General features: G+C 37.9%; 24 protein-coding genes, 1 pseudogene and 1 riboswitch. Of the genes and pseudogenes, 18 read left to right on the top strand and 7 right to left on the bottom strand.

What is annotated here, in order from left to right:
* The first annotated feature begins 256 nt into the window (after window positions 1-256).
* From sigK to EV146_RS24080, 4 genes are all read left to right on the top strand, one after another.
* A complete protein-coding gene (sigK, locus tag EV146_RS24085; RefSeq protein WP_132011282.1) occupies window positions 257-982 on the top strand; it encodes an RNA polymerase sporulation sigma factor SigK in 726 nt (241 codons plus the stop codon).
* A gap of 672 nt (window positions 983-1654) precedes the next feature.
* Entirely contained in the window at window positions 1655-1780 is a 126-nt protein-coding gene (locus EV146_RS28275; RefSeq protein ID WP_258236055.1) for a hypothetical protein, read from the top strand.
* Window positions 1767-1976, top strand: coding sequence for a hypothetical protein (locus EV146_RS27325; RefSeq protein ID WP_199232715.1), 210 nt, complete (start codon window positions 1767-1769; stop codon window positions 1974-1976). Before EV146_RS28275 ends, EV146_RS27325 begins: the two co-directional genes overlap by 14 nt.
* 9 nt (window positions 1977-1985) lie before the next feature.
* Window positions 1986-2354, top strand: a complete 369-nt coding sequence (locus EV146_RS24080) for a hypothetical protein (RefSeq protein ID WP_132011281.1) — start codon at window positions 1986-1988, stop codon at window positions 2352-2354.
* A gap of 31 nt (window positions 2355-2385) precedes the next feature.
* Here the strand turns inward: EV146_RS24080 and EV146_RS24075 are convergent, their stop codons facing one another.
* The 5 genes from EV146_RS24075 to EV146_RS24050 form a co-directional block, all read right to left on the bottom strand.
* The gene (locus EV146_RS24075) at window positions 2386-3441 is read right to left on the bottom strand and encodes a HupE/UreJ family protein (protein ID WP_132011280.1); all 1056 of its coding nucleotides are present in this window, start codon (window positions 3439-3441) and stop codon (window positions 2386-2388) included.
* Between the two features lie 96 nt (window positions 3442-3537).
* Window positions 3538-5079 carry a CehA/McbA family metallohydrolase domain-containing protein gene (locus tag EV146_RS24070; protein ID WP_132011279.1) on the bottom strand — a complete coding sequence of 514 codons (1542 nt, stop codon included), beginning with the start codon at window positions 5077-5079 and terminating at the stop codon, window positions 3538-3540.
* Window positions 5080-5463: 384 nt separating this feature from the next.
* Window positions 5464-5790: a winged helix-turn-helix domain-containing protein gene (locus EV146_RS24065; protein WP_132011278.1), complete on the bottom strand. Its 327-nt coding sequence runs from the start codon at window positions 5788-5790 to the stop codon at window positions 5464-5466.
* A 490-nt stretch (window positions 5791-6280) separates the two neighbouring features.
* Window positions 6281-8434, bottom strand: coding sequence for an MMPL family transporter (locus EV146_RS24060; RefSeq protein WP_158287206.1), 2154 nt, complete (start codon window positions 8432-8434; stop codon window positions 6281-6283).
* 841 nt (window positions 8435-9275) lie between these two features.
* Window positions 9276-9488: a hypothetical protein gene (locus tag EV146_RS24050; protein WP_132011276.1), complete on the bottom strand. Its 213-nt coding sequence runs from the start codon at window positions 9486-9488 to the stop codon at window positions 9276-9278.
* A 934-nt stretch (window positions 9489-10422) separates the two neighbouring features.
* On the opposite strand from EV146_RS24050, the gene EV146_RS24045 reads away from it, so the two are divergent.
* The 3 genes and pseudogenes from EV146_RS24045 to EV146_RS24035 all read left to right on the top strand — a co-directional run bounded on the left by EV146_RS24045 (window position 10423) and on the right by EV146_RS24035 (window position 13006).
* Window positions 10423-10899: a CarD family transcriptional regulator gene (locus EV146_RS24045; protein WP_132011275.1), complete on the top strand. Its 477-nt coding sequence runs from the start codon at window positions 10423-10425 to the stop codon at window positions 10897-10899.
* A gap of 597 nt (window positions 10900-11496) precedes the next feature.
* A pseudogene (locus EV146_RS28035) lies at window positions 11497-11892 on the top strand (transposase); the annotation flags it as partial.
* A 667-nt stretch (window positions 11893-12559) separates the two neighbouring features.
* Window positions 12560-13006, top strand: coding sequence for a DNA mismatch repair protein (locus tag EV146_RS24035; RefSeq protein ID WP_132011273.1), 447 nt, complete (start codon window positions 12560-12562; stop codon window positions 13004-13006).
* A gap of 226 nt (window positions 13007-13232) precedes the next feature.
* On the opposite strand, the gene EV146_RS24030 is transcribed toward EV146_RS24035, so the two are convergent.
* Window positions 13233-13445 carry a hypothetical protein gene (locus tag EV146_RS24030; RefSeq protein WP_132011272.1) on the bottom strand — a complete coding sequence of 71 codons (213 nt, stop codon included), beginning with the start codon at window positions 13443-13445 and terminating at the stop codon, window positions 13233-13235.
* Between the two features lie 260 nt (window positions 13446-13705).
* On the opposite strand from EV146_RS24030, the gene EV146_RS24025 reads away from it, so the two are divergent.
* From EV146_RS24025 to EV146_RS24000, 6 genes are all read left to right on the top strand, one after another.
* A complete protein-coding gene (locus tag EV146_RS24025) occupies window positions 13706-13981 on the top strand; it encodes a stage V sporulation protein S (RefSeq protein ID WP_132011271.1) in 276 nt (91 codons plus the stop codon).
* 1174 nt (window positions 13982-15155) lie between these two features.
* Entirely contained in the window at window positions 15156-15404 is a 249-nt protein-coding gene (locus EV146_RS24020) for a VOC family protein (RefSeq protein ID WP_132011270.1), read from the top strand.
* A gap of 85 nt (window positions 15405-15489) precedes the next feature.
* Complete coding sequence (locus EV146_RS24015) at window positions 15490-15969, top strand: SRPBCC family protein (RefSeq protein WP_132011269.1); 480 nt, start codon at window positions 15490-15492, stop codon at window positions 15967-15969.
* Between the two features lie 287 nt (window positions 15970-16256).
* Window positions 16257-16460: a cold shock protein CspC gene (gene cspC / locus EV146_RS24010; RefSeq protein WP_132011268.1), complete on the top strand. Its 204-nt coding sequence runs from the start codon at window positions 16257-16259 to the stop codon at window positions 16458-16460.
* A 458-nt stretch (window positions 16461-16918) separates the two neighbouring features.
* Window positions 16919-17650 carry a hypothetical protein gene (locus tag EV146_RS24005; RefSeq protein ID WP_132011267.1) on the top strand — a complete coding sequence of 244 codons (732 nt, stop codon included), beginning with the start codon at window positions 16919-16921 and terminating at the stop codon, window positions 17648-17650.
* Between the two features lie 239 nt (window positions 17651-17889).
* Complete coding sequence (locus EV146_RS24000; protein WP_132011266.1) at window positions 17890-18735, top strand: hypothetical protein; 846 nt, start codon at window positions 17890-17892, stop codon at window positions 18733-18735.
* 486 nt (window positions 18736-19221) lie between these two features.
* Here EV146_RS24000 and EV146_RS27320 read toward each other — a convergent pair whose 3' ends face one another.
* Window positions 19222-19368 carry a hypothetical protein gene (locus tag EV146_RS27320; RefSeq protein ID WP_158287205.1) on the bottom strand — a complete coding sequence of 49 codons (147 nt, stop codon included), beginning with the start codon at window positions 19366-19368 and terminating at the stop codon, window positions 19222-19224.
* A gap of 119 nt (window positions 19369-19487) precedes the next feature.
* Window positions 19488-19675, bottom strand: a riboswitch (Lysine riboswitch).
* Between the two features lie 1082 nt (window positions 19676-20757).
* Between EV146_RS27320 and EV146_RS23995 the strand changes: the two genes are divergently transcribed.
* From EV146_RS23995 to EV146_RS23975, 5 genes are all read left to right on the top strand, one after another.
* A complete protein-coding gene (locus tag EV146_RS23995; protein ID WP_132011265.1) occupies window positions 20758-21204 on the top strand; it encodes a hypothetical protein in 447 nt (148 codons plus the stop codon).
* 3 nt (window positions 21205-21207) lie between these two features.
* The gene (locus tag EV146_RS23990) at window positions 21208-21432 is read left to right on the top strand and encodes a helix-turn-helix transcriptional regulator (protein WP_132011264.1); all 225 of its coding nucleotides are present in this window, start codon (window positions 21208-21210) and stop codon (window positions 21430-21432) included.
* Window positions 21433-21475: 43 nt separating this feature from the next.
* Window positions 21476-22207 carry a DUF4386 domain-containing protein gene (locus tag EV146_RS23985; protein WP_132011263.1) on the top strand — a complete coding sequence of 244 codons (732 nt, stop codon included), beginning with the start codon at window positions 21476-21478 and terminating at the stop codon, window positions 22205-22207.
* Between the two features lie 225 nt (window positions 22208-22432).
* Complete coding sequence (locus tag EV146_RS23980) at window positions 22433-23401, top strand: NAD(P)-dependent alcohol dehydrogenase (RefSeq protein WP_132011262.1); 969 nt, start codon at window positions 22433-22435, stop codon at window positions 23399-23401.
* A gap of 374 nt (window positions 23402-23775) precedes the next feature.
* Window positions 23776-24336 carry a sugar O-acetyltransferase gene (locus tag EV146_RS23975; protein WP_132011261.1) on the top strand — a complete coding sequence of 187 codons (561 nt, stop codon included), beginning with the start codon at window positions 23776-23778 and terminating at the stop codon, window positions 24334-24336.
* Window positions 24337-24963 lie beyond the last annotated feature (627 nt).

The following is a 24963-nucleotide window of genomic DNA, read 5'->3' as shown; positions in this document are numbered from 1 at the left end:
TCATCAAAGGGGAAAAGGCGGAGCTTCAAGGGAATTGTGGAAGCCCAGGAATAAATGATTAATAATGAGAAGGCGCAGGAGGTTCCTGTGCCTTCTTTAATTGGTTCGTAGGGGGTAAGTTGTAGGGGAAGGCAGAAAATCATATCCCTATCTAGATAAATAATCCCAAAGATTACTTAGGACATACAAAATTACCGCTGTCTCTTCATAAACATCAATAATGGGGGGGAAAGTCCTAACGGGAGGGAGTGGAAATGTGTCAGGTATTTTGGCAGCACTTGGATATTTTGTGAAGGAAATAATCTTTCTCGTTTCCTTTGTCAAAAACAATGCATTCCCACAGCCTTTATCCTCTGATGATGAGAGAAAATACTTACAGCTGATGGCTGAAGGAGATGATCATGCCAGAAAGATGCTCATTGAACATAATCTGCGGCTGGTGGCGCATATCGCGAAAAAGTTTGAAAATACTGTTATAGAATCTGAGGATTTGATCTCTATCGGCACAATAGGCCTAATTAAGGCCGTCGAAAGCTTCTCTCATGGGAAAGGGACGAAGCTATCCACCTATGCTTCACGCTGCATTGAAAATGAGATCCTGATGTCATTACGTTCATCCAAGAAGACAAAGAAAGACGTTTCCCTCAATGACGCAATCGGTCAGGACCAGGAAGGAAATGAAATATCCCTTATGGATATCCTCAAATCCGAGTCTGCCGATGTCCTGGATACCATTCAACTGAACCTAGAACTTGAAAAAGTGAACAAGTATCTAGAGGTTTTGGATCCCCGAGAAAAAGAAGTCATAATAAGCCGGTTTGGGCTCGGTGGTCAGAAAGAGAAGACGCAGGATGTGCTCTCAAAGGAACTTGGAATCTCGCGCAGCTATGTTTCCCGTATTGAAAAAAGGGCATTGATGAAAATGTATCATGAATTCAGGAAGGAGGAAAAGGGGAGAAGGAAACTAGAAGGTGAGCATTAGTAGTTCTCACGAAAATAAATGATCCATTACTGGAAACCATTCTGGGTTTCCTATTTGTTTTCTATGATATTGAGCCTTAATGCTGTTAATCTTAAATAAACATGTACCTTAGGCATTTTATTAGTAAAACCAGAATCCATGCTGACAGGGAGTAGTGGTTTATTGACTCCAAGGACATTACTTCACGGGAACCGCGCGGAAGTCAAGAATAGTACGGCTTTTACAAACCCAATGGCACTTTAAGTTATATTGTCTACGACGTAGTTCAATATAAAGGAAACTCGGTAACCCAGTTCCCGTTAGTGGTGTGGTAAAGAGCTGCTTGATGAAATTATAATCCAAGATACAAGCTTACTTGATAAAGTAAAATATATTGAAGGTAATTGTTCTATTTCTTTAATTAAATTCAGCAGCAAGGCTTAGAGGTAATTGTAAATGAAAAGGCTTACACTATTCGATAACAATACAACCCTTTTTTAATTAAATTGCCATTAATTTATATTAATTGCTCTAAACAAGGGGCGGGAGGGTGATAATTCTCAAAAAAGACCTAGCCTTCTGTTTAGTACCTCTCACAGTAAAAAAATTATAAGAATTGTTAGGGTGTTCCGGTTTCATTAAGAGAAAAATAGGGTAGATAAAAGAAGTTATCAACTAGAGAGGGATTACACTATGGAAAAGCCTTCATATACATATGAACCAAAGGATTTTAAGAACTTTGATGAAGCGGCGGACAGCATCCTGAAGGTCATGAGCCGCCTCCTCGATATAAATACACTCTTCATTGCTAAAAATTGACTTGAAGATGAACGAAATTGTTAAGGTTTTAAACAAGGAAGAAACCTTGTTGAGGGAAGGGGATACCCTTCCGTTCAGGGAAACGCTATGTAAACTTTCCATCGAGCACGGGAACAGCCCGCTAATCATACCGGACCTTACCAAAAGCGAGCTTACTCGTTCTATGGGGCCTTTTGGTTATTTGTCATGGTATTAGCAGTAGGCTATGCCAGCCATGTGGCTTCCTTATCCCTATGGAGTGGATGGGTGGCTCACAGCTTGCATTTTCTCGCGGTTATTTCTCCATGTTGCATGGTTTGCAAAGGATCCTCTTAACTGGAATGCTTTTATTAAGTGGTTCTCACCTTTTGCAGCTGTCTGTATGTTAATCATTCTAGGTACAGGATTCTGGGTTATGACCATGGTAGTGGATGTTAATGATTATGTGAACTCGTGGGTATTGTCATACGGGCAAATCCTGTTTTATTTAGCTGCTGTTTATCATCAGTCTCTATTTAGGCCTGAATCGACTATTCTTATAAGAAATGAAGGGACATCCTTTAGAGATGGCCCTTCATTTTTTTTATTCATTTAAACTCAAGCTGAAACCCAAAGCCTTATTAGGCCTAAAACGCCCTTTCAATAAACCAAACAAGTCCAAAAATCAATATGGCGGTAGAAGCTCCAGGGATGACCCATTTAATCGGTTTAAAGGTTAATTTCTTTAACCACAGGATGATTGGGAACACCAAGGACACGATTAAAAGTTGTCCTATTTCAATACCTATATTGAAAGACAACAAGGAAGTAAAGAGATGGTTTCCATCCAGTCTCATCTCAGAAAGAATACCTGCAAAACCGAAACCATGGATAAGACCAAAAGCGAACGCGAGCCATGGCTGGTGTTTAGAGTCAGAGTTAAAAATATTAATAAGTGCTACATAAATTATGCTTAAGGCAATCGCCGATTCTACAAACCTACCTGGTAATTGTACAATCTCCAATGTTGCAAGTGCCAGGGTAATACTATGCGCTATCGTAAAAGCTGTGACTAAGGAGAAGATGTTACGAATCGTTTTAGCTCCAAATAATAGGCTTATCACAAACAGGATATGATCATATCCAGTAAAGATGTGTTCTAAGCCAAGCAACAAAAACTGTTGCGAAGCTTGAAGGAAGGTTGCTTCCCCGATCTCAAGCTCACGTGATTCATAAGTAAGGATTTTTTCTTGCTGTTTTCCATCTAATTTGACTGTTGCAAAGTTCGCATGGCTTGGATCGGAATCATCCAAAAACATGTTGTAGTCAAGAATCAGCTTCTGAGGTGTGTCATCGATATTGTAGTTAAGGTTAATCACCGCAAACTGTCGGTTGTTAATGGTTTCAACCTCGGTTTTTTTTATGGTACCTTCAACCTTTACACTATCCGCATAAAGGTTAATATGGGTATTGATGTAATCCTGAACGATTTTCGAATCGAATGATTGCTTTTCATCCATTTCTTTTTGCATTGAATGACCAAGTTCGGTAAGATCAAGCTTCAATTCATAATCAAGGTTGTTGCCGTTCACCTCAATGAGGGAATAACCTTCGCTGTTATTCGTATGAGCGTACACTGAGGGGGATTGTAAAGAGGCAATGGAAATCAATACTAGCATCATTAAGAAACATAGCTTTTTCATTGGATACACTCCATTTCGTCGGTCGATTTCTCTGTTGTGAAAAATTAGGAAAGACGAGGAGTGTTAATCTCCTCGCCATATTCCCGTCTATTTCAGTTACTTAGAAGACTTGATGAACACTGGGTTAGAGTAGAACCAAAGGTCTTTCCATGGGTTTTCTCCCTTCGGATCATTTACAGGTTCTAACTGGTCCGTATTTGTTCCTCGCAAACGGATATAACTGTCTTTCGCAACATCTTTCAACGTATAGGAAATCTCAATATATTCCCCTTTTTGCTTCCAGTCCTTCTCTGTGAAACGTTTGACCACCTTCGTTGTCGGATTAGTGGCAGTTGAGCGATCTTCCACTTTCCCAGTCACTTCACCCACAATCAGGTCGACACGTTTTACTTCTGGTTTATCTCCATTGGAGTTCGCCGCGTTTGGATCCTTGATGCGAACGGTAACTTTTACATCCTTGGATTTCTTTCCTGGTAACGTAAGAGTTTCACCAATCGTGGCAGAATTCCCTTTTGATTTGGAATACCAAGGCGATTTGCCCCCAGCTTGAACTTTTACATCCAGTTCTGAAATAATGTCGCCTGTTGCAACGAATACTTTTCCGTTACGAAGGTTCTCCATAATGTCTTCGTAGTTTTTCTCTGCCTTAACGTACGTTTTAGAATACTCACCTGGCCAGAAATCGCTACCGCCATCACGCCAGTTGACATGTGAGTCGGAAGTAGAGGTAATCCACCAGTGTCTTCCTTCCCCGAGCATGGAATCCCATAAACCGCCAACTTTAGCGGTCATCTGGTCAAATCCACCCATTGTCGGGGCGTTTACGTTACTATATCCGCCGCGTGCACCATTAGGGTCAAGAGTACCATCGGGATTTATCGCCCCGGCCTGGTGGCCTGGAGCCCCTTCCATTCCAATGGAGATATTAGGTGCTGTATCGTTCCAATTACGGAATTCCTGTGGAGTTGTTTGACCCCACTGGGCTTCACCAGACGCAGATCGAGAGGGGTGGTGGGCAATATGAATTGGAGGCTCGTCCATTTGCTTCATATAATTAAGGGCCTCGATCATCTTGGACTCAGTATCACGGCTTCCATCATTCGGGTAAGGTTCTCGCTTATTAAACTTACTTTCAATGTCATAAAGGGTCTGAGATTCATCGTCCCCTTTAGGGATGATCAATGAACTATGGTCAGCAGCTGGTGTATCAAACTCCATTCCATAGAATTGAAGGACTTCAGGAACGGCTTGACGTGACTTAAGCAATTCAGGATAGGCCTGTTCCAGGTTTACCTTCGAATGGTTAGGGCCTCCATGATCCGTTGTAACCATCCAGTCAAGTCCATATTTCTTGGCATTCTCTGCATTCTTTACGGTTGGATAGATGGCATCTCCGCCCCGGATAGGAGTTGGTGGGTTCGTAGAGTTGTCCCAGCCAACACTCCATTCGCTATGTATATGGTGGTCACCGGCAAGCCAACTAGGACTGCTCTTTTTGGCTTCTTCCTTTGACAATCCTTGTGCTTCTGCTTTTTGCTCACTTCCATCATTTAAAATGGTTTGAGTGGTAAAAGCGGTGGTTGCAAGAAGCGTTGTCGCGATTAAAGGAATCGCCTTCTTATTAACACGAGATTTCATACTATATGCCCCCTAGGTATTTTATAAAGCAATTTCGATTATAAGTATGGTTTGTTTACGGTAAGTGAATGAATTGTAAATACAGTGTAAATATTTCGCAAATTGAAATATTTGTAAACACTAAAAATACGGAGAACAACATAAAAAAAACGCCTATAAATATCAGGCGTTAGTGTAATTGCAACATTTATGATAGTAATGTATTGGCGGTTTGATGAAAAATAGCTTGGCCCTTTTTTCTGATGGCCAGGCATATGTTAAGTGATGCCGTTGCCTTAGGATTAAATTTTTTAGCCATAAACTTGGAGAACGATTGGCCACAAAGAGTAAACATACGTTATACAAGCGATTTGGGACTTGCCCCATTTTTTTATGCTCGATCATTTAAGTCGAAAAGCTATCAACTCTGCCGGTATTGTTATCTTTCTTTATTAAAGGTTCTTCAAATCGGTATCCATAACCTTTTATAGTTTTAATGTACTGGGGTCTTTTTGGGTGTTTCTCGATTTTTTTTCTTAGACTACTGATATTCACATCAACAATTCTGGTTTCACCATAATAATCAAATCCCCAAATATACCTTATTATTTCTTCTCTTGAGATGATTTTTCTGTCAATTAGCAGCAAAAGAACTTGTTGTTCTTTTTTAGACAGTTCTACTATTTGTGAGTTTAATTTAATCTCATGGGAAAGGGCAAAACGCCTGAACATCCTTTATAGGGGGGAAGCGAGGTATAGCATTTAAAAAAAGGCTTAAGCGGAAATAAAAAAGGCTGCAAGAATGTATGCACTGAATAAAAATGAAGCAATACATTGTACGCCGATTTAAGGTCGGTATTGATTAATTTTTTTATTTCATTTGCATTTTTATATATATATATAGCCGAAGTTTGTCCACAAAGGGGTTCGGAATGGTTCCATACGGAACCCCTTTGGGCTAATATTGAGTTTTTACAATAGTTTAGACAACTCGCTTCGGGCTCAGGCCATTATCGGACCTCTCCATGTCCAATTGGCCATCTTTTCACAGGTTCATGGCAGTGAAAGTAAGCATCGCCTGCATTGAAAGGTAACTACTGTAATATATCTGCATGTTAGGGCTAAAAGCATAACAAGTGGTTAAAGCTCATTGTGCCTTTTTCTCGGAAAACTTCCGATTACCCGCTATAAAAAACATATTCCCATTCTTCTATAAGAATCTTCATCTTCCGCCGCCTAGCCATTTTGGCGCCCACCAGTTGGCGTGGCCCATCAGCTTCATAAGGGCAGGAACGACAATGATCCTGATTATTGTCGCGTCGATAAAGACGGCGCAGAATAAGCCGACCCCCAGCGCTTTGGTGATTTCGATGTCAGTAAATATAAACGAGCCGACGACTACCATCAGGATGAGGGCTGCGCTGCTGATCAGCCCCCCTGTTTTTTGAAGACCCTCAGCTGTGCTCCAGTCATTGTCACCCGTCTTCTGATACTCTTCCTTAATTCTTGATATTAGAAAAACTTCATAATCCATCGAGATTCCAAACACAATGCTGAAAATCGCAACCGGCATGATTAAGCTGACATAGCCTGTGGAAGTAATTTGCAGCAACTCGGAAAACCAGCCGTTTTGAAAGACGATTACGACAATTCCGAGGCTGGCTCCGAGGCTGAGGATATTCATTAAAACGGCCTTTAATGGGATAAGCACTGACCGAAAAGCATAGAACAGGATCAAATAGGTAACCGACATGATAAAGAAAATCAAGGCGGGGAGACCCTGATAAATTCTGTCGAGCATGTCGACACGCAGGGCGCTGTGCCCGGTGATATAGGTTTTCAAAGGTCCGGAATTAATGATACGGAGCTTTTTAACCAAATCCGAAGCCTCTGGGCTGTCTGGGTCATGGGCGGGAACGGCGGTAAGCAGTGCAAATTCGCTTCGGAGAAGGTGGGCGCGTTCGAGTTGCTGTCTCGTTTCCCTGCTTTGAAGAAGGTTTTCGGTCATTGCTGCCGGATGGTTTCCAAGTTCATCAATAAAACTTCTGATGGCAGATACTCCCTCCATTTTCGAAATCCTATCCTGGTAATCTTTAATCAGCTGGATGGCTTCCTGACTGCCTGCCGGGCCAGGAGATTGGACCACTATTTGGATGGGGTTTGCTTCTCTGTTGTCATAGTGCTTATGAAGCAAGTCCGAACCGATTCTTGACTCATACGATGGCGGAAGCACTTCGGCGGATGGTACACCGAGTCTCATATTGGAAATGGGAGTCATAAGCATAATCAGCACTAAGCTCATTGTTATGGCCAGGAAAGCCGGACGTTTCATCACTCTCAAGGCAAGGGTTTTCCAAAAGGTAGATATTACCATTCTCCTTTGAAGAGATGGGAATACCGGAAACCGGTTGATGGTATGGCCCAAAATCCCAAGTATGGCGGGGAGAAGAGTACAGGACACCAGGACCGATGCCAACACTACCAATACTCCTCCAATACAGAGGGAATACATGATGGGCAGCCTGATAAAAAGCATGCCAAACATTCCGACCAGAACAGCAAATCCCGAAAAGAAAACCGAATGGCCGGCTTTTTCCATTGTCCGTGCGACGGCAGATTCAACGGAACAGTTTCGCTTCAGTTCTTCGCGGAAGCGGCTGACGACAAACAGCGCATAATCGATTCCCAGCGCAAGCCCAAGCATCATTACGATATTGGGAAGAAAATTGGACAATGCATAATGTTTGCTGATGAAAAAGACAGTCCCGAGCGTGGCCGACACGCTGACCAGCCCGACCATGACCGGAAGCAGGGCCGCGATAGCGGTGCCGAAAATCAGCAGCAGAACCAGCAGGGCGACCGGTATCCCAATAAGTTCTGCCTTCAGCAAATCTTTTTTTGTCGCCTCCTGGATTTCAAATAAGGTGGCCGTTTCCCCATCGACATACATGTCCATTCCTTCCGGTGCTATAATCTTTTCCCGTATTTCCGGATAGACGTCAACGGCATCACGGCTGCTTAGGTTCATGTTCACTATGATGGATTGAATTCCCTTTTCGCCGGTAAGATGAGGAGTTTGGTTAACCAGCATCTCGTTTATATAGGGTAAAGTTTTCAGGTCATCAAGGGAGTTTAAAATCCTTGCTGTTTCGGTTTTACCAGTTAAATCACGTTCATTGCTTGTATAGACTAAGTGTAGTGTCGATGGGGAAGCTCCGAGCTCTTCCTGAAGCCGGTCAAAGCCCAGCTCTGATTCACTACCCTGAGGGATAAATCCGCTTTCCTTCAACATTTCCGGAAGCCTTTCGGAATAGACAGCTGAAAAAATGAAAAGGATGGACCAGACTGCTGAAATCAGCCAGCGATATCTATACATCAACAGCCCCCACCACCAAAAAGGTCCTCTTTCATATTCCTCGCCCATTTTTTCACCCCGAATCCTGAAAGTCCATTAAAAGATAGAATTTGCAGGAGGTGTTGATTTTATGATTCCTTATTTTTTCACAGTGAGGTATCTTTTTCATCGATTTACAGAAAATACCTCAGACTTAAAAATAGGGTATGTTATGAAAAGGAAGGATACTTTGTTTCTCGAGGGAGTGCTATCTTTATAGGCGGGATAAGTAGATTCATCGTCATCTATGCTAGCATTTTTGTAGATTATCTAAAAGAGGATGATCCAGTAGGTGCCGTAGCCGTACACACTTTGGGGGTATCTTTGGAACAATTTCTTTGGCTTTATTCAATTTTTCTCAAGGTCTTTTCACAACCGTCAATGTCTCACTGCAGTTGGTACAGCAATTTTGCGCAGCTGCAGTAAAGGTTCGCGAGGTGTTAGGCGAGACTTTCTCGGCAAAGGCCTGTGAAAAGACTTAATTTTCCCGAATTATGTTAAGAAAAAAGGAGATGAGGGCATGAGCGGATTGCTGAAGAAATGATTTGCTTTAAATGTAATTGTAACATTGTTGATGAGGCGAAGTTTATGGATAATGACGGAGTTTGTGATGAGTGTTACATCATCCCATTTAAAAAGAGACGAGGCCTGAAATGATGTGAACAAGAGTTCATATCATTTGTACACCAGTGTTCATGAGTTAAAAAAACTGCCCTTTGGCAGCTTTCTTAATTAAACATTCGGGGCAGATTGGAGGGTGGAGAAAAGAATAGTACCAAGAGTGAAGAATGGTGACCTTGAGACAAGATTTCTGGTGATTGAGTTATCCCAGTTCGGTTTCTTCAAACGAGAATTTTCCAATCCTTTTCCCGTCAGTATCCACTAGCAGATGTCCATATAATTTTTTCAATAGCCAATTCATATCTTCGGTATTATCAGCCACAATTACAGCTTGTTGCGTATCTCCGTTACTTTCAATTGTTATGATATAGCGTTTTCTCTTTGTTGGATGTACCCCAACGATGTCGACGCCCATAATTAACCTCCTGCTAAGTTTCTGCCGAATATTTTTCTATTACCCTTCCTTTATAAAAAACAAACATAATGGAGTCGAAAAATAATGAATCATTCTGTCACCCGAGATAAATCTACAAGGTTATTCGCCTCCACCAGCTCTTAATTTTCTAGCCTTATATTACCTGTCCGTTTCATACCGCTGTGGCTATTATTGGTGAAATGATGTCAGTTCCAATAGCAAAATAAAAAAGCTCATTTCTAATGTTGGCGGGGTGTAATCGTCCAACGATAGAAATGATTCTTCCTTTATCAAAATACCCATACATATTATAATGTAAATCCAAAACGACATCAGTTGTTACTCCAAAAAGCTCCTTAGTTCAACTGCCTTTTTTATAAAACACTTTTAACCAAACTTTTCCTAGTATGGACACATATTGTTTCGTAATTCTGCTGATCTGTGAAAGATGAAAAGCTTTCTTTTATTACAGCTCAGTTTTACCAATAAGTTAGATAACTAAAAACAAAAAGAATTGCAGCTTGATTTAAAAAATACACCCATTACTTTATGTGTATTGCTTCACAATCTATTCATTCATTGCAAAAAGCTGTAAAAGCCTGTAGTTCTTTGTCCCTTATTATTTTCTCCATAACAAGAAAACTATTTAAGTAAATTATTAAATTAAAATAATATAGATAGATGGTTTTTTTGAGCCGGAAAAGGAAACATAACTATTTTTTTAAACTGATCTACGTAACATAGTCTTAGTAAAGGTTTCAGAATGTACTCGATAAAGTTAACCTTTCCTTCATTCGTAAGCCGACACGATTCCTGATGTTTTTGCTTTTTGAATTGTCAAAGAAAAAATAATTGACTCTATAGTTGACTTGTGTTATTATTAAAAATTTGACAAAAAACGACACGCATGTTAACCTAAAGAAGGTTACCATATTTGGAGGTGGATTATTTGTTTCAAATTGGCGATAACATTGTTTATCCAATGCACGGAGCAGGTATTATTAAAGCCATAGAAGAAAAAGAAATCTCAGGGGAAAAACAACAGTATTATGTTATAAAAATGTTAACGAGTAATATGCAAGTCATGATTCCATCGTGTAAAATATTGAGTTCAAATATACGCCCTGTTACTGACATAATTGCATTAAAAAACATCATACACATTTTTCAGCATGGAGAATCTGATAGAATACTGCCCTGGAAACAAAGGTATAAAGTGAACATGGACAAAATAAAAACGGGCAAAATACTAGAAGGTGCGGAAGTTGTACGTGATTTAATGCGTATAAAGAGAGAAAAAGCACTTAATTCAAGCGAAAAAAAAATGTTGGATAATGCACATGAAAATTTGATTAGTGAGCTCGGATTAATTAAAGGGATCACTGAAAATCAAATAAAAAGTTTCTTTTAAAGGTTAATTATAGTTCTTTATTAAATTACATCTCCTGAAAATATCCTGATTTTTTTGATAATATAATTATTATTAAGAGTTAATCTTTTCAAAGACATTCAACTTCTTCTACTCACTCTTAGCGTATTAACCTCTTTTGTTATTTCCACAATCTAATCCATTTTTACTTTTAAATTTCTTTTTATGTGCTTTTGAAGTGTCATCAATTACCTCATAAAATAATCACTTGGTGTTTGTAATCCTGATTCACATGGCACGGACAAGGAGCCGTAAGGATGAAAGAGAGGTAGGGCTTTCATCGTTTTAGGTATACAATATATTACTAAGTCATTATTTCTAGAAGAAAAAACAATCAATCTTGCCTCTATCTTTAAGAATTTTTTACATCTTCTGGGACAGTGAGTATTGATTGTTTATCTACTTTTCCGAAAAAAAGAGAAAAACGAATGCATGGTCAGCTACAAAAATGGTTTCCAGCCCAGGAAACCATTTTTAATTTCATTTACAAAACAACAATAGTAATTTAAACATTAAGAAGGAGTGAAGGCATGAAAAAATGTTAACAAAAACTTAAGAAATTAAAGAAGTGGGAGGGAGTCCGTACTGAACTTATATAACAATGAAATCGTTGCTTGGGAGTTATCAGTATAAAACAATCTTAAATTAGTGATCGAGACTTAAAACATTTAGAAGGAAAGGCGTTTACTGAGAAGGCCCTAATTCACTCGGATTAGGGAATATACCACGAAAGCATACGAAAAGCGGGTTAAAGAAGAATACTAGTTGTGGGGAGCAATTCAGGAAGAGGTAACTGCCATGATAATGCCTGTATAGAGTGCTTTTCTCTCATTAAAAAACAGAGAAGATTTATTTAGTTCGTCCCCAAAAATGGAAGAAGCCCAAATTGCAGTCCAGGAATACATAAAATTTTATAATAATGAGCGGTTCCAGAATAAATTGAACGACCATTCCCCGATTGAATATCGGGAAAGGCGCATCTTAGGTTACTCTTTTTTTAAACAGCTACTTAAAAGGGTTATGTGCAACGCGGCAGCTCTTTTTCTTGTTTCACATGGGAATATCAACATAACTGTTTAACAGAACTAAAAAAATAAAGCCGCTATAAGAAGCAGCTTCTAATTCCTTCTTTATTTTATTTCTGCAAATCTTTTGGAGCAGGTTCTTTAGGCTGTGGTGGTGATAAACGTTCTAAAGCATCCGCAATTCTTCGCAATTGTTTAACCATTTCTTCGGATTGTTGATCGTTCATACCCGTTCACTTCCTCCCCAAGTGTTCAGACTTAAAGTAACTATAACATAAACCTACTTTTTTTAAACCTCTGTTAAAGAGGATGTTGATTTTGCTTCTTCAACCAACGGTAGCAGGTGTGCAGCCGAGACTAGGTCGTATCATATATAAAAGAGGTATATCAAATCTTATGTAACTGATTATTATTGTTTGTGGATATACTTATTAAGCAAAAGGGACAGATTAGTGGAACAAGACTCCCTGTGCAAGAAACGTCAAAACGTCAGAATCAACTGCTTTATATTAGGTTTATATAGGATGAGATTGTGGAATTTGGTGGCAAGCTAATATAATCGGGAAGTTTGCAATAACTAAATCCCTTTAAAAACCAAGTAAAGTAGGAGTTAAATAATGAGTATAGAGATGAAAAAAGAGCATCTTATCCAGTATGGATTAAAAGTGTTTGAAGAAATTGGGGCTGACGAAATTTGCAGTATCTGTATTAGAAGTGGAAATTCTTGTTGTCATGGTTGTGAATTTTTGAAGGATAAGGAAGGTTGTCAAAAAAGGAACACATCTTGTACTGCATGGTTATGCGGCTTACAAAAACATTATTTTAAAGACATTGGGTTATTAGATGATTGGGAAAAATTTTGGACAGAAATTCCAGGGAAATTACACCGTGGAGATGTAACTCCTGAATGTGTAAAAGTGAATACATTTCTTAAAGTTAAACACCTAAATAAAAACTCAGGAAAGTTAATGGCTGATACATTCAAAACTTTTGTGAAAGATGGTGGTAACTTAGAAAAATTAGAGAGAAATTTACAACACGATTTTGTTATGGGAAAACTATAAATATCTACTGCTTCTAATCGTTTTAGGGAAAAAAGAAAATTGAAGCACATAGTAATTGAATGGGCTGAAAAATTCATGAGATTTATTGGTATAAATTAAAAATTATCATATTAAGGTTAAAAGGCTGTTGAGACAGCCTTCTTTTTTATTCGTTAACGAAATGGATTGTTAAAGAATTGGTACGGTATGTCGTATTGGTGTGATTTATGGAATAATGCATTACTGGTTATTCTGAAGCATACTTAATTATGCCATGTAAATAAACGGAGTATTCTCGCTGTATGCATTCTCTTAACTTGATTTTTCCTTCCCTTTCTAATTCTGCAACTAATTCTTCAATCTTTTTATCATCTTGTTTTGCAGTCTTTGGAATTTCTGTCGCAAACAAATTACCTCGACTGGAATTGCGTAGATTTTTTAATAAATCAGCTTTATCCATTGGGTCATCTCCCTTATCCAGTATTTCGACAAAAAAGAGGTTTTTCCCTTTGAAATCCAAATATAATTAAATTTTCTTATTCAGCAAAATGTCCTTGTCCTTAAACAAGGATTGCTTGAATTTTAGGATTATACAAAAAGTATAAGAGGAAGAAGTTCTATAGGTCTGTTTGATACAAATCTGAATATGATTAAGGATACGTTAATTACATTCTTTCTAGAGATCATATCAAGGGATTAAATACAGGGGGAAAAATTCATATGGATAATCTTATAAAGGTATCATCAAAATCGAATCCAAATTCAGTTGCAGGTTCAATTGCAGGCGTAATAAGTGAAAGAGGAGTTACAGAAGTTCAAGTGATTGGAGCTGGTGCTTTAAACCAAGCCATTAAAGCCATTGCAATTGCAAGAGGATTCGTAGCTGCTAGCGGTGTTAATTTGGTTTTTGTTCCTGCATTTATAAATATTTTAATCAATAATGAAAAAAGGACAGCAATCAAATTAATCGTAGGTCCTAGAAAAAAAAAAAGATAGATTTCCATTAAACATCCAGACTAACGATGATTCATTCTCAATCTCCTCAATTATTGGAGTTAATATATATATTGGCTAATGCTTTGTTTCAATATATTTTTTTCTTTAACTAAACGGGTGCTTTAATCCAAGAAGGATTAAGGCACCTTTTTGCAAAAATCCTTATTGTGCTCATTCAAACATTCTCTTCGTTCAATTGAGTGTATGTGCATACAGACAAAAGGTCAACGAGGAATACAACGCGTATAACCTCTTAAAGGGGAATGACGGTTGGGACCCTAAAGGCCAGTGCAATGCTGAGTGGGAACCTTACGCCAACTTGCCGTATCGATTCTTAGTCGACGCAACGGGTAAAACCATGTATTCCGACAAAGCAGACAACACCAACAGGGCCGTTTTGACGCCCGCCCCGGCTCCGGGGGATTCCGTTGATGTAAAAAATAACGTTTGGTCGTACGATACGAATCTGTTGAACCGTACGACGCCGCGACTGGCGTAATTACGCTGACCGCCAAGCCCAACAATACCGGTGCTATCGTTAAGACAATTGTGACGGGCACGCTTCCGAGCGGTATCTCGGCGGGCGCGACGCTGTATAAATATGACGGCACCAATCAGACTCCTTTAAGCCAGCCCCTTAGAGGACAGCCGCCGAGAGGGCGGCTGTATAGCCACACTTTTCACATTTTAAGAAAGTGGCTTCGCCCAATGTATTAAGTTAAGTAATGGAATAATAAAATAAGGACAGGGCATGTCCAAAATACGTCCCCTGTTCTTTTTTTATATTAGCGTCTTGCATTAACATAGACCTTGATACACAAGAATTCTAAGACATAAAAAAGGGACTTCACCCCAACTTGGCGAAGTTTTTCCGTGACCAAACCAAACGCAAAGAATGAAGGAAGTCACCTTGTATATTCTTCAAGAATTTATCATCGCAGTTCCTAACTAAATTAATTCCTAATTCCTCACATAATTTATCAACTAAAGGTATTCCAATGGCTGTACCGTGCCAGGAGAATCCCGGACCCCAATAAAATTTTAATTCTCCTTGTCGAGGAATGATTTCCTTGATTATAGAAAAGGAACCGCAGGTATTGAACTCATGCAGGTTTGTTTAACAAAAATTGAAAAATGAGAGAAGTATTAATAAGATTAAATTTAGCAGGAGGATATGCTATATCTTGGTACGGTGCTTGAGGAGATAAATCAATCTAAAGCTTCCGAAGTGACTCTGAGTAGTGCTGTTGAAAGTAAAGGAGAAGTTGATTCGTTTTTTAAAACAGCCACAGATTTTGGTGGAACGATTTTACCTATCAGCCAAAGGAATATGATTGGGGATATACAGGATATTTTAAAGATCCTGATGGACGTATTTGGGAAACCGGAGAGGTTGAATAAACCAATAAAAAAGTATAGATAGTATACTCAGATCCTATATAATTTTTAATTTATTTTTTGAATTAATGGTGAATAGCAAAATTTCAAGGATATATGGAGGTAAAAGAATGAATGATTATGGTACACTACATGAGTCGAACGGTCGGTATGCTTTAAAATTTGAACGCTTTTTTCTTCGTAAAACAGAAGATGTTTTCCGTATCATTACAAATCCTATTTCCTTCTCTCAATGGTACCCATTCGCAATTGGGGAGATCGATCTCAGACTTGGTGGCGAGATTGCCTTCGATGACGGCGAAGGAACAACATATAATGGTACAATTACAGAGTTAAAACAGCCAAACTTATTTAGTTTCCGGGAAGTTGATGATTTGATAAACATTTCATTACAGCAAGAAGATAAAGGTTGTCGAATAATCTTTACCCATACTTTTAACGATGATTCATGGGTAGTAAATACCGCTGCAGGATGGCATAGGTGTCTGGATATACTTAGCCAGATAATCAGCGGAGATCCAGTCGAATGGAAAGATAACGCAGCTGAGTTAAGAGAATATTATCGGGAAGTATTTAATCGATTTAGTTAAATATTATGGGAAGTAATCCTTTATATAGACTATCAAGGTTATGGTATAGGAATTCTCCAAAAGTGCTTTCTTGTTTCAAAAAACATATTACTCTTTTTTCTTTGCGAATTTTTACTATTTTAGTTAAATTAAAATGATTTGCAATTTTTTCCGTTTCCTGTTATGATAAAGAAGAATTATTTTTGTTCGGTGTAAAGGATAGTATGAATATCGACTTTTCGTCTTGATGTTCACTTTGGGCAAGGATAGTAATACAATGTGCGGTAACGCACTAGGAGGCAACAAAAATGGAACAAGGTACAGTTAAATGGTTTAATGCAGAAAAAGGTTTTGGCTTTATCGAGCGTGAAACTGGAGACGATGTATTCGTACACTTTTCTGCAATCCAAAGTGACGGCTTCAAATCTTTAGACGAAGGTCAAAAAGTAACGTTTGACGTTGAGCAAGGTGCTCGTGGAGCTCAAGCTGCTAACGTTCAAAAAGCTTCTTAATCTTAAATCGTTTATACAAACAGGCTCTTACATATAGGGCCTGTTTTTTTATGCTCTCTGTAATAATACTCAATAAAAAACCCTACTCAACGTTCGAGTAGGGAGATGGAACAGGTAAATGGAAAAAGAGTAAAGCTTCAAAGGTTTGTTCACAGTATAACATACTGGATTGACAATATGCGGAATGTATAGAAGTTATTTATTTTTCTTTCTGAATACAACTACATTTATTCTTTCTTTTTTCAATAACCTACCTTTCGTTGAAGAAGGACACTGTACTACGATGAAAAAAATTTGTATCAGGCATAAAAGTAATAGCAGTAATCACTCCGCCTATCAGTTCTACCGTCGCAAAGGCCAAGTTTTGTTTCAAGCATGGATACACTGACCTGATTTTAGATTGCATAAGGGATCTTAAGGAGAAACGAAAAAAAGAAAGGGGACAATACAGGTTAATATTGAAGGATGACATTTATTATATTCGTGGCTTGACTTCCACAACCTACAATAACTACGATAACCATATTGCCATATACCTAGCTTTACTTTCGCTGCATGCTTATGCGAAAAGGGAAGGGGTCTATTTTAAAGTAGTACGGGCATATCTTACAGATTCCGATATAGAAGTCTTTATCCAGCAGCAAAATCCAACTGAAATTGCTGAAAATGGAAAAATATATTTTGGGATTCTTATTACTAACAATGAGGTGGGCAAAAAGGCCATCACAAACGAACTAACATATACTTACTATGATAAAGATGGTCATTCATTCAGAGGAGTCACTGCCAATAAAGTATTTAAAGTTAACCATAGGACAGCAATTAGGAACGTGGGCAGGCAACTTGAGAACATTGATAACCTGGAAAAAATGAAAGAGGATACCCTAGAACAAATCCATTTCATGTTAAATCATCCTGTTGTTAATGATAATACTCTTTATGAAATGGTATATCGAGAGATAGACAGGAGAACCAAGACATTCGGGCCGGAAACGAGGAAAAAGGCTCGTGAGATGTACGACGAAAAACATATAAATAATACATTTTCGATCATTAAAGTTTTTCATCATCTCAGTACAATTACAGATGATGAGGATGAAAAATTGAACCTGGAACGGATCTACCACGATGTACTGATCCGAATGAATAAAAGGAAAAGAGAAAGAGAAAAAGAAGCGAGCCAACCTTAGTCATAATATAATATTTTTCGAAGCGAGGGTTGAACCTCGTTTTTTTATTGAAGGCAAATTTCATCTAAAAGGTATAGCGCCTTTTAACTTACCTGCTACTGTAAAAGGTGTATTCTTATTCAATCAATTATAGGAATGCTTACTAAGAGTTAGTTAAACAAAGGCTTTTGATATTCAAGTTAACATTAGGGAACAATAATCGCTAATATTAGCTAAGTAGTAAATAGAGGGGATTATTGATGCGAAAAATTTTATTATTTACGATACTGTTATCAGTTATTTTAAATATTTCACCTATTTTTACTCACGCTGAAGTTAACTTAAAAAAAGACCTAATGAAAGTTATCAATGCGTTTTTACCACCAAATTCAACATTGGTAATTCCTAAAGAACCTAAATCCATTAAACCATATCAGCTTTATGACTTTAACCAAGATGGACACGAAGAGATTATCTTTACTTTTGAGATAAAGGCGAAAGATCAACCTAATCCTTCACAATTTGGCGTAATAGTATTAAGAAAAGAAAATGAAAAGTGGGAAAAGACTTGGGAGACCCAAACAAAGGGGGTAGGATTAGATTATTCTGGTTTTGCTGATATTACCGGTGATGGTATTAAAGAGTATCTTTTTGGTGTCACAATCGGTGCTTCATCAGGAAGTAAACTAGAGATATTTAAATGGAATAATAACTCTTTAAAGATGATAGCACAAGTTCCGTATCATATGATGGAGTTATTAAGGAATAAGAAAGTCGGTATGGCCGTCTGGCAAAGGTACATTGCAGATACCTATTTTGTAGATGTTCTAAAGTGGAATGGAGACAAATTAGTTCTAGATGAAGAACTATACTTTAATTACTATCCTACTATTGAAAAATTTTATAACGATAAAATATCAAAAATGGATGCGTGGTTCTATTGGTATACACTTGCGGATGCTCAGATAAAGGCTAAACAATTTGAAAAGGCTAAAAGTTCTATACAAAAAGGAACTAGTTTAGCAAAGGAATTGTCGATACCTGATGCAATTGAAAACTTTAAAAAATTAAATGATAAGCTGGAGAAAAAGAAAAAATTTCATTAAGCTACGGGCACCCTCTGTTTTTGTTTCCAACAACGGGTAGGAGGACTCATTATAAAAAATGAAAATTACAGATAACCACACTTCTATGTAATTTACTTTTTGGTAAAATGGTGAGGGTTAAATATAAGAAACAGTCATATTAATAATTCTTAAGTTTACATATGCGAGTTATCAGCACAAAAAACGGATTTTAATCGTAAAATACAGCAGGAGGGCTGCTTAAACGGGAGTCTTTTTTCATCATATATCCTTAACCAAAGAAAAAGCCTTTTCCCATATGCTAATGGTGCTTGAATAAATAAGCTCTTACATTGGATTTTTGCCCTATTAAAAAACAGAACCACTTCCAAAGCGTGTTGATTCCAAAAATGTTTCTGTATTTCTTGCCATTTAAAAGGCTATAATTTCGTTATTGTACAAATCTCACCACCACATAAAACAGTCTGAGAAAGTTACCCCTCAGACTGTTTTACATCTTGCCTCTGCTCATACTGCCACAGATTCTACAAAAGTAATATCAGCTTTAGATACTATCATTACTCCTCCTGCCGCTAGCTCAATCTCATACATCCAACCATAGTCTCCTACAATCTTACCTTTAATCTCTTCAGTATTTTTAAATAGAATTTTCATTAATTAGATTCTCCTTTTTGAATTATTAAGAATGGATTAGCATATAAGGAAGTAAAACAAAATAGAAAAAGCCGTCGAAGAAAGATCGACGGCTAAAAGCATAGTCCGAATCAAACCTTCCGAAGATTAGCTCCTCACATTTCTTGGTCAAGAAACGTGACAGTGCTGTACCTATTCGATAACAGCCCCAATATGCTTTAAAAGAGAGTTAAAGCATATTTCGGCAACTTTTCCTTTCAAACGCAGTCCATGATATCTCTTTATCTCATGCGTTTTACTAATAAAAGTTGCAACCTCTACTCAATCGGTTAAGAGGAAGTATTTTATTATTCCAATATTATATATGAACTCTAACATAAACACAAACTAAATTAAGGTTTTGGTTTTTAGCAATCTTTTTTCTTGTTCCTCTCTTCTTCCTCAAGAATATGGAATGTGCGATGAATGTCATATTTTAATAGCTGTTGTACTAGAGAGGTAATTACTTTACTCCCTTTTTTAATGCTAATTACAAGATTGCGAAGAATTGTACTTAAACTTTCGGGTGCGATGCTTTAACAAGGCATTGCTTTTCTTGTTGAGCTAACGAAAAGTTGAAGAGGGTAATAGTTGGATCAAGAAAGATATTAGTAGAAAAGTAATATCATGGGGTGACTTTTTGAGAAAAATATTGGGGATGTAGATTTTTTAAACAAGTTGTAAAAAGACTTTGCAAAAAACAATATTTCCCCTCAGAAACCGAAATTTGAAATCATCGAGAACGTAATGGTTATTAGCATTAAGAACCATTTAAAAGATGGAGTAGACTTAGATTGTTTAATATTTTAACCCCTTATTTACCGAACAATTGGACCTTTAGAAAAGAGCTAAACAAACAAGAAATAGAATTATTGAGGCCTGTACAGAGTGTCAAGGGATTGATTATAGCAATGAAATGAATACCATTTAGCGATGAATTATTTTACTAAGTTTTTAATGTTTTTACTGATATATGCAAAGTTAGAAGTACACTAATAAAGTAATAAGCTTTACTTCAGTAAATTAAAAATACGTGCGGAGTATTTGAAAAAGAAGCAAGAACAAACAGATAAATAATATGGATGAAAACATAGGAAGACTAAAATCTCCCTATGTTTTTTTAATGATAGAGTTATTATTCCATAAATTTCAAATTCGGCGACAAAAAACTCGTCATCAGATCTCCATTCCTCACTAAATGTATGAGGTTTTATCTCGAATTTCTTCTTTTTAAAGGCTGGAACATTGCCCACTGGGTCATGCTCCAGCCTATTTTTGTAATATACACTTGACTTTATGTATGGTTTATTTTACATTATGTATATAACACTATACTCAATGTAAAATTTACCCGACAAGGAGGTGTAAATCATGACATACCAGGAAAAGAAAAGCATCGTATCTTTAATTAGTGCTATACTCATTTTCGTCTCTTATTGTTTGTACATGTATCCGCGGTTCCCAGGAGGGGGGCTGGAGTCGATTGAAGCTTTTCGTTATTGGGGTTCCTTTGTCCTCTTTCTGACATTGTTTTCAATAATTGCACATATCATTATCACCATTATTTTCAACATTGTATTTAGACTTACGACCAAAGAAAAAGAACCCACATTTGCGGATGAATTAGATAGGTTAATCGAATTGAAAGCGCACCGTAATTCGTTTTTTGTGTTTCTCATCGGCTTTCTTATTGCAATGGGATCGCTGGTCATTCTTCAGCCCTCACATATGATGTTCATTATTCTGATTACTTCAGGGTTCATTTCAGATGTGATTGGCTCCGTTACAAAACTTTATCACTATCGGAGAGGAGTATAAAATATGGGTAAAAATCTTGTCGGCAATCACATTCGGAAATTACGATTCAACCATGATGAAATGACTCAGCAGCAATTGGCTGACAAGGTGGGCGTAACAAGACAAACCATCGTGGCTCTTGAAAAGGGGAACTACTCCCCATCCCTGGAACTAGCTTTTCGCATTGCACACACCTTTAACTTACCGTTGGAAGAGATATTCTATTATGGGGAAAACACAAAGCAGTAAGAACAATATTATTTTTGAATTTATTAAGTGAGGGGATAAAAGAATGAATTCAAAGAAAAAAGCTGCAAGTATTGTGGGTGTACTGTTTTTACTGGCTGCTGTTTCGGCTGTGATCGGTCTTAATTTATACGATCCTATCTTAAATGGTCCCGATTACCTGACAAAAGGTTCCGAACATGCCAACCAAGTGATAGTAGGAGCGCTCATGGAGTTAATTCTTGTCGTTTCAGCTGTTGGTACCGCCACTACCATGTTTCCTTTGTTAAGAATGTACAATGAAACAATCGCCCTATGGCATGTTTGCTTCAGGTTTCTTGAAGCGATTATTATTACTGTTGGTTTAATCAGTGTATTGTCCCTCTTAACCTTAAGCCAGGAATTTGCAGCAGCAGAAGTCCAGGATCCCACATCTTTTCATGCTTCAGGTATCGTCTTAAAAGCAATTCATGAATGGACATTTATGCTCGGCCCCCTCTTTATGCTTGGTATAAATACGTTGATGTATAGTTATATTTTTTATAAAACCAAACTTGTGCCGAGATTCATATCCATTCTGGGGATGACAGGGGCAACTTTTGTTTTTGTTTGTGCTTTATTCGTAATGTTCGGTGTGTTTCCCCAAATTTCTTTTTGGGGTGCTGTTTTGGCTGTGCCAGTAGCAGCTAATGAAATGATTTTAGCTGTATGGCTCCTTATTAAGGGATTTAATAAAACTGCGATTGATTCCCTTTCTGAACTGAGGGAAGCTTCTAAACATGAGTATTCCTCTATGTAAGACAATGACTATGTAATGTATTGAATTTGAAAGATAAAACCACTGATCAAATCCAAAACTGACGTTGCCCTCATCTTGAAAAGATCCCACTACAATTGATTACCATCACAGCACAAAAGGAAAATTAATCCCCTTTGAGAAAGCCTTCCAGATTCTAGAGTCATTGGCTTACCCTAACAGGTGTAATTCTATCAGGAAGAAGATGAAAAAAAGGAGAGAGGCCATATGAAGGCAATCGTATGCACCAAATATGGAACGCCGGATGTTTTTCAGCTTCAAGAGATTGATACGCCAATCCCGAAAGATCATGAAGTCCGAATCAAAATACACGCGGCTTCAGTTGGACCAGCAGACTGTACCTTTCGAAAAGGTTCCCCTATTGTTAAGCTTGTTTACGGTCTAAAAAGGCCAAAAAACTCAATACTCGGTGCGGAGCTTTCCGGCGAAGTTGATGCTGTTGGAAAAAAGGTATTGAAATTTCAAGTAGGCGACCAGGTATTTGGGTTAAGTGCAAGGACGCTTGGTGCTCAAGCCGAATACAAATGTCTGCACGAAGATACCCCGTTGACGATCAAATCGTCTGCTATGTCCTATGAAGAAGCCGCCGCCGTCTGTGATGGTGCACCTACCGCCCTGACATTCCTTCGTGATAAAGCTAAATTAAAGCGCGGACAAAATGTCCTGATTAATGGTGCATCTGGAGCAGTAGGGATATATGCGGTACAAATAGCTAAATACTTGGGTGCAGAAGTTACAGGAGTATGCAGTACAACAAATATAGAGTTGGTAAAATCGCATGGAGCAGATAAGGTCATTGACTACACCAGGGAGGATTTTACGAAAAACGGAAAGACATATGACGTTATTTTCGATGCAGTGGGTAAACGCTCCTTTTCACAATGTAAATGCTCTCTTACGCAAAGAGGTGTCTACCTTTCCACGGTCCCTTCATTGTCCCTCCTCTTTAACATGTTACAGACTGCGATGTTCGGGAAAAAGAAAGCAATTTTTGTAACGGCGGGACTTATGCAAAACCAAGCAAATCTGAACTATCTTAAAGATCTTTATGAGGCAGGAAAGATCAAAGCGGTCATCGATCGACGATATCCATTGGAAGAAGTTGCAGAGGCCCACCGGTATGTGGAAAAGGGACATAAAAAGGGAAATGTTGTCATAACTTTGGCGCAACGCTGAGGTGTTTATTACAGAAATTTAGTGAACATCTATGCGACCGAAATGAAAACCAAACCTAAGTCCTAATTGCCAGTCTATTTTTATTGTTAAAGATTGGATAGTAAAAAAACACTTAGATATAAGTATGTAATTTTGAATGCAAAATAGAAAATCGCTAGGAGAAGGAAGTGGAACTAAAAATAAAGATAGTTCAATGAACGTTGGGTTAGAACAGACGAGTTGAAAGCAGATACGCTCTTGAACGAACGGGTGCCCTCTTTAAAGTAAAGGCTGCAAAAAAAAGCAGCCTTTTTTGTGGTTTGCTAACGGGGGAGGTTACTTCAACAAGCGAACTGATATAATTAAATATATAAATTTAGTAAGGAGATGTACTTATGAGAACAGAAAAAGAGAAGATGTTAGCTGGGGAAATGTACAACCCTGCTGACCCAGTATTATTAAAGGACCGTGAGGAAGCGAGACGAAAAGTTAGAATTTATAATCAAACATTAGAAACTGAAGGAGAAAAACGGTCAAAGTTATTAAAGGAATTACTCGGTTCCACTGGAGAAAATGTATATATGGAGCCAAATATACGTTTTGACTATGGCTATAATACACACGTTGGTGAAAACTTTTTTGCAAACTTCGACTGTACCATCTTAGATGTTTGTGAAGTGCGATTTGGCGATAATTGTATGCTTGCACCTGGTGTACAAATCTATACTGCAACACATCCACTTAACCCAACTGAACGCAATTCTGGTAAAGAATACGCAATACCGATTACCTTTGGAAACAACGTATGGATTGGTGGAAGTGCAGTAATTAACCCAGGAGTAACAGTAGGGGACAATGTTGTAATTGCATCAGGTGCGGTAGTTACTAAGGATGTACCAGATAATGTTGTAGTGGGTGGCAATCCAGCCAAAGTAATTAAACAGATTGAAATATAAGCTATTTTCTTATTGAACTAACGGGTAGCGTTTGTTGAATAACAAATGCTTGGGCATAAGGAATGACTAATTAATTTCACATAATAAAAGCCACCCTCCATAATAATGGAAGGTGGGTCTTTGGGGATCTATCATCTCATATTAGGACACGGATCGTATAACCAAATTTACGTACAATTGAATTCATACTATGAAAGTATATGTACAGGGTAGGGGGAGGTTTTTCTTTCCATAAAAGTTTTCCGTTTATATAAAATAAATTTATAAGCACAGAAGAAGAATCTTCAGATGAATCCTTTAATGCTGCTTGTTGGGTAACCTGTTGAACAAGCACCTTTTCTTCTATATACATTTTGTTTTTATTGTTAAAACTCCGGAAAACATCGTAGCCACCAACAGGGCGAATTTTCTCATTGCATTGTTGGACTAAATAACCTTCCTGATTCTTTCTGGTACCGGTATGTGTTAAAAAAGTTTCAACACGAGCTAGGCATCAACCCCTTCAATCTAAAGTTCAACGGTTGGAACTATAATGAAGGCACTCAAGGTATAAGTTAGTGCCTTTGTTATGGGCTATACGGTGAAGAACCAGAGAAAGGATGAAAGGTTTATTTAGAGACGTTTTTA

Origin of the sequence: Mesobacillus foraminis, assembly GCF_004340465.1 — a bacterium.
Lineage (GTDB): Bacteria > Bacillota > Bacilli > Bacillales > Cytobacillaceae > Mesobacillus_B > Mesobacillus_B foraminis.
This window is presented reverse-complemented; position numbering and strand designations above follow the sequence as displayed.

Excerpts from the sequence above, each read along its gene's own strand:
- EV146_RS28275 (WP_258236055.1), top strand. The coding sequence starts at position 1,655 with ATGGAAAAGCCTTCATATACATATGAACCAAAGGATTTTAAGAACTTT.
- EV146_RS24080 (WP_132011281.1), top strand. The coding sequence starts at position 1,986 with ATGCCAGCCATGTGGCTTCCTTATCCCTATGGAGTGGATGGGTGGCTC.
- EV146_RS24075 (WP_132011280.1), bottom strand. The coding sequence starts at position 3,441 with ATGAAAAAGCTATGTTTCTTAATGATGCTAGTATTGATTTCCATTGCC.
- EV146_RS24070 (WP_132011279.1), bottom strand. The coding sequence starts at position 5,079 with ATGAAATCTCGTGTTAATAAGAAGGCGATTCCTTTAATCGCGACAACG.
- EV146_RS24065 (WP_132011278.1), bottom strand. The coding sequence starts at position 5,790 with ATGTTCAGGCGTTTTGCCCTTTCCCATGAGATTAAATTAAACTCACAA.
- EV146_RS24060 (WP_158287206.1), bottom strand. The coding sequence starts at position 8,434 with ATGTATAGATATCGCTGGCTGATTTCAGCAGTCTGGTCCATCCTTTTC.
- EV146_RS24050 (WP_132011276.1), bottom strand. The coding sequence starts at position 9,488 with ATGGGCGTCGACATCGTTGGGGTACATCCAACAAAGAGAAAACGCTAT.
- EV146_RS24035 (WP_132011273.1), top strand. The coding sequence starts at position 12,560 with ATGAGTATAGAGATGAAAAAAGAGCATCTTATCCAGTATGGATTAAAA.
- EV146_RS24030 (WP_132011272.1), bottom strand. The coding sequence starts at position 13,445 with ATGGATAAAGCTGATTTATTAAAAAATCTACGCAATTCCAGTCGAGGT.
- EV146_RS24025 (WP_132011271.1), top strand. The coding sequence starts at position 13,706 with ATGGATAATCTTATAAAGGTATCATCAAAATCGAATCCAAATTCAGTT.
- EV146_RS24020 (WP_132011270.1), top strand. The coding sequence starts at position 15,156 with ATGCTATATCTTGGTACGGTGCTTGAGGAGATAAATCAATCTAAAGCT.
- EV146_RS24015 (WP_132011269.1), top strand. The coding sequence starts at position 15,490 with ATGAATGATTATGGTACACTACATGAGTCGAACGGTCGGTATGCTTTA.
- cspC (WP_132011268.1), top strand. The coding sequence starts at position 16,257 with ATGGAACAAGGTACAGTTAAATGGTTTAATGCAGAAAAAGGTTTTGGC.
- EV146_RS24000 (WP_132011266.1), top strand. The coding sequence starts at position 17,890 with ATGCGAAAAATTTTATTATTTACGATACTGTTATCAGTTATTTTAAAT.
- EV146_RS27320 (WP_158287205.1), bottom strand. The coding sequence starts at position 19,368 with ATGAAAATTCTATTTAAAAATACTGAAGAGATTAAAGGTAAGATTGTA.
- EV146_RS23995 (WP_132011265.1), top strand. The coding sequence starts at position 20,758 with ATGACATACCAGGAAAAGAAAAGCATCGTATCTTTAATTAGTGCTATA.
- EV146_RS23990 (WP_132011264.1), top strand. The coding sequence starts at position 21,208 with ATGGGTAAAAATCTTGTCGGCAATCACATTCGGAAATTACGATTCAAC.
- EV146_RS23985 (WP_132011263.1), top strand. The coding sequence starts at position 21,476 with ATGAATTCAAAGAAAAAAGCTGCAAGTATTGTGGGTGTACTGTTTTTA.
- EV146_RS23980 (WP_132011262.1), top strand. The coding sequence starts at position 22,433 with ATGAAGGCAATCGTATGCACCAAATATGGAACGCCGGATGTTTTTCAG.
- EV146_RS23975 (WP_132011261.1), top strand. The coding sequence starts at position 23,776 with ATGAGAACAGAAAAAGAGAAGATGTTAGCTGGGGAAATGTACAACCCT.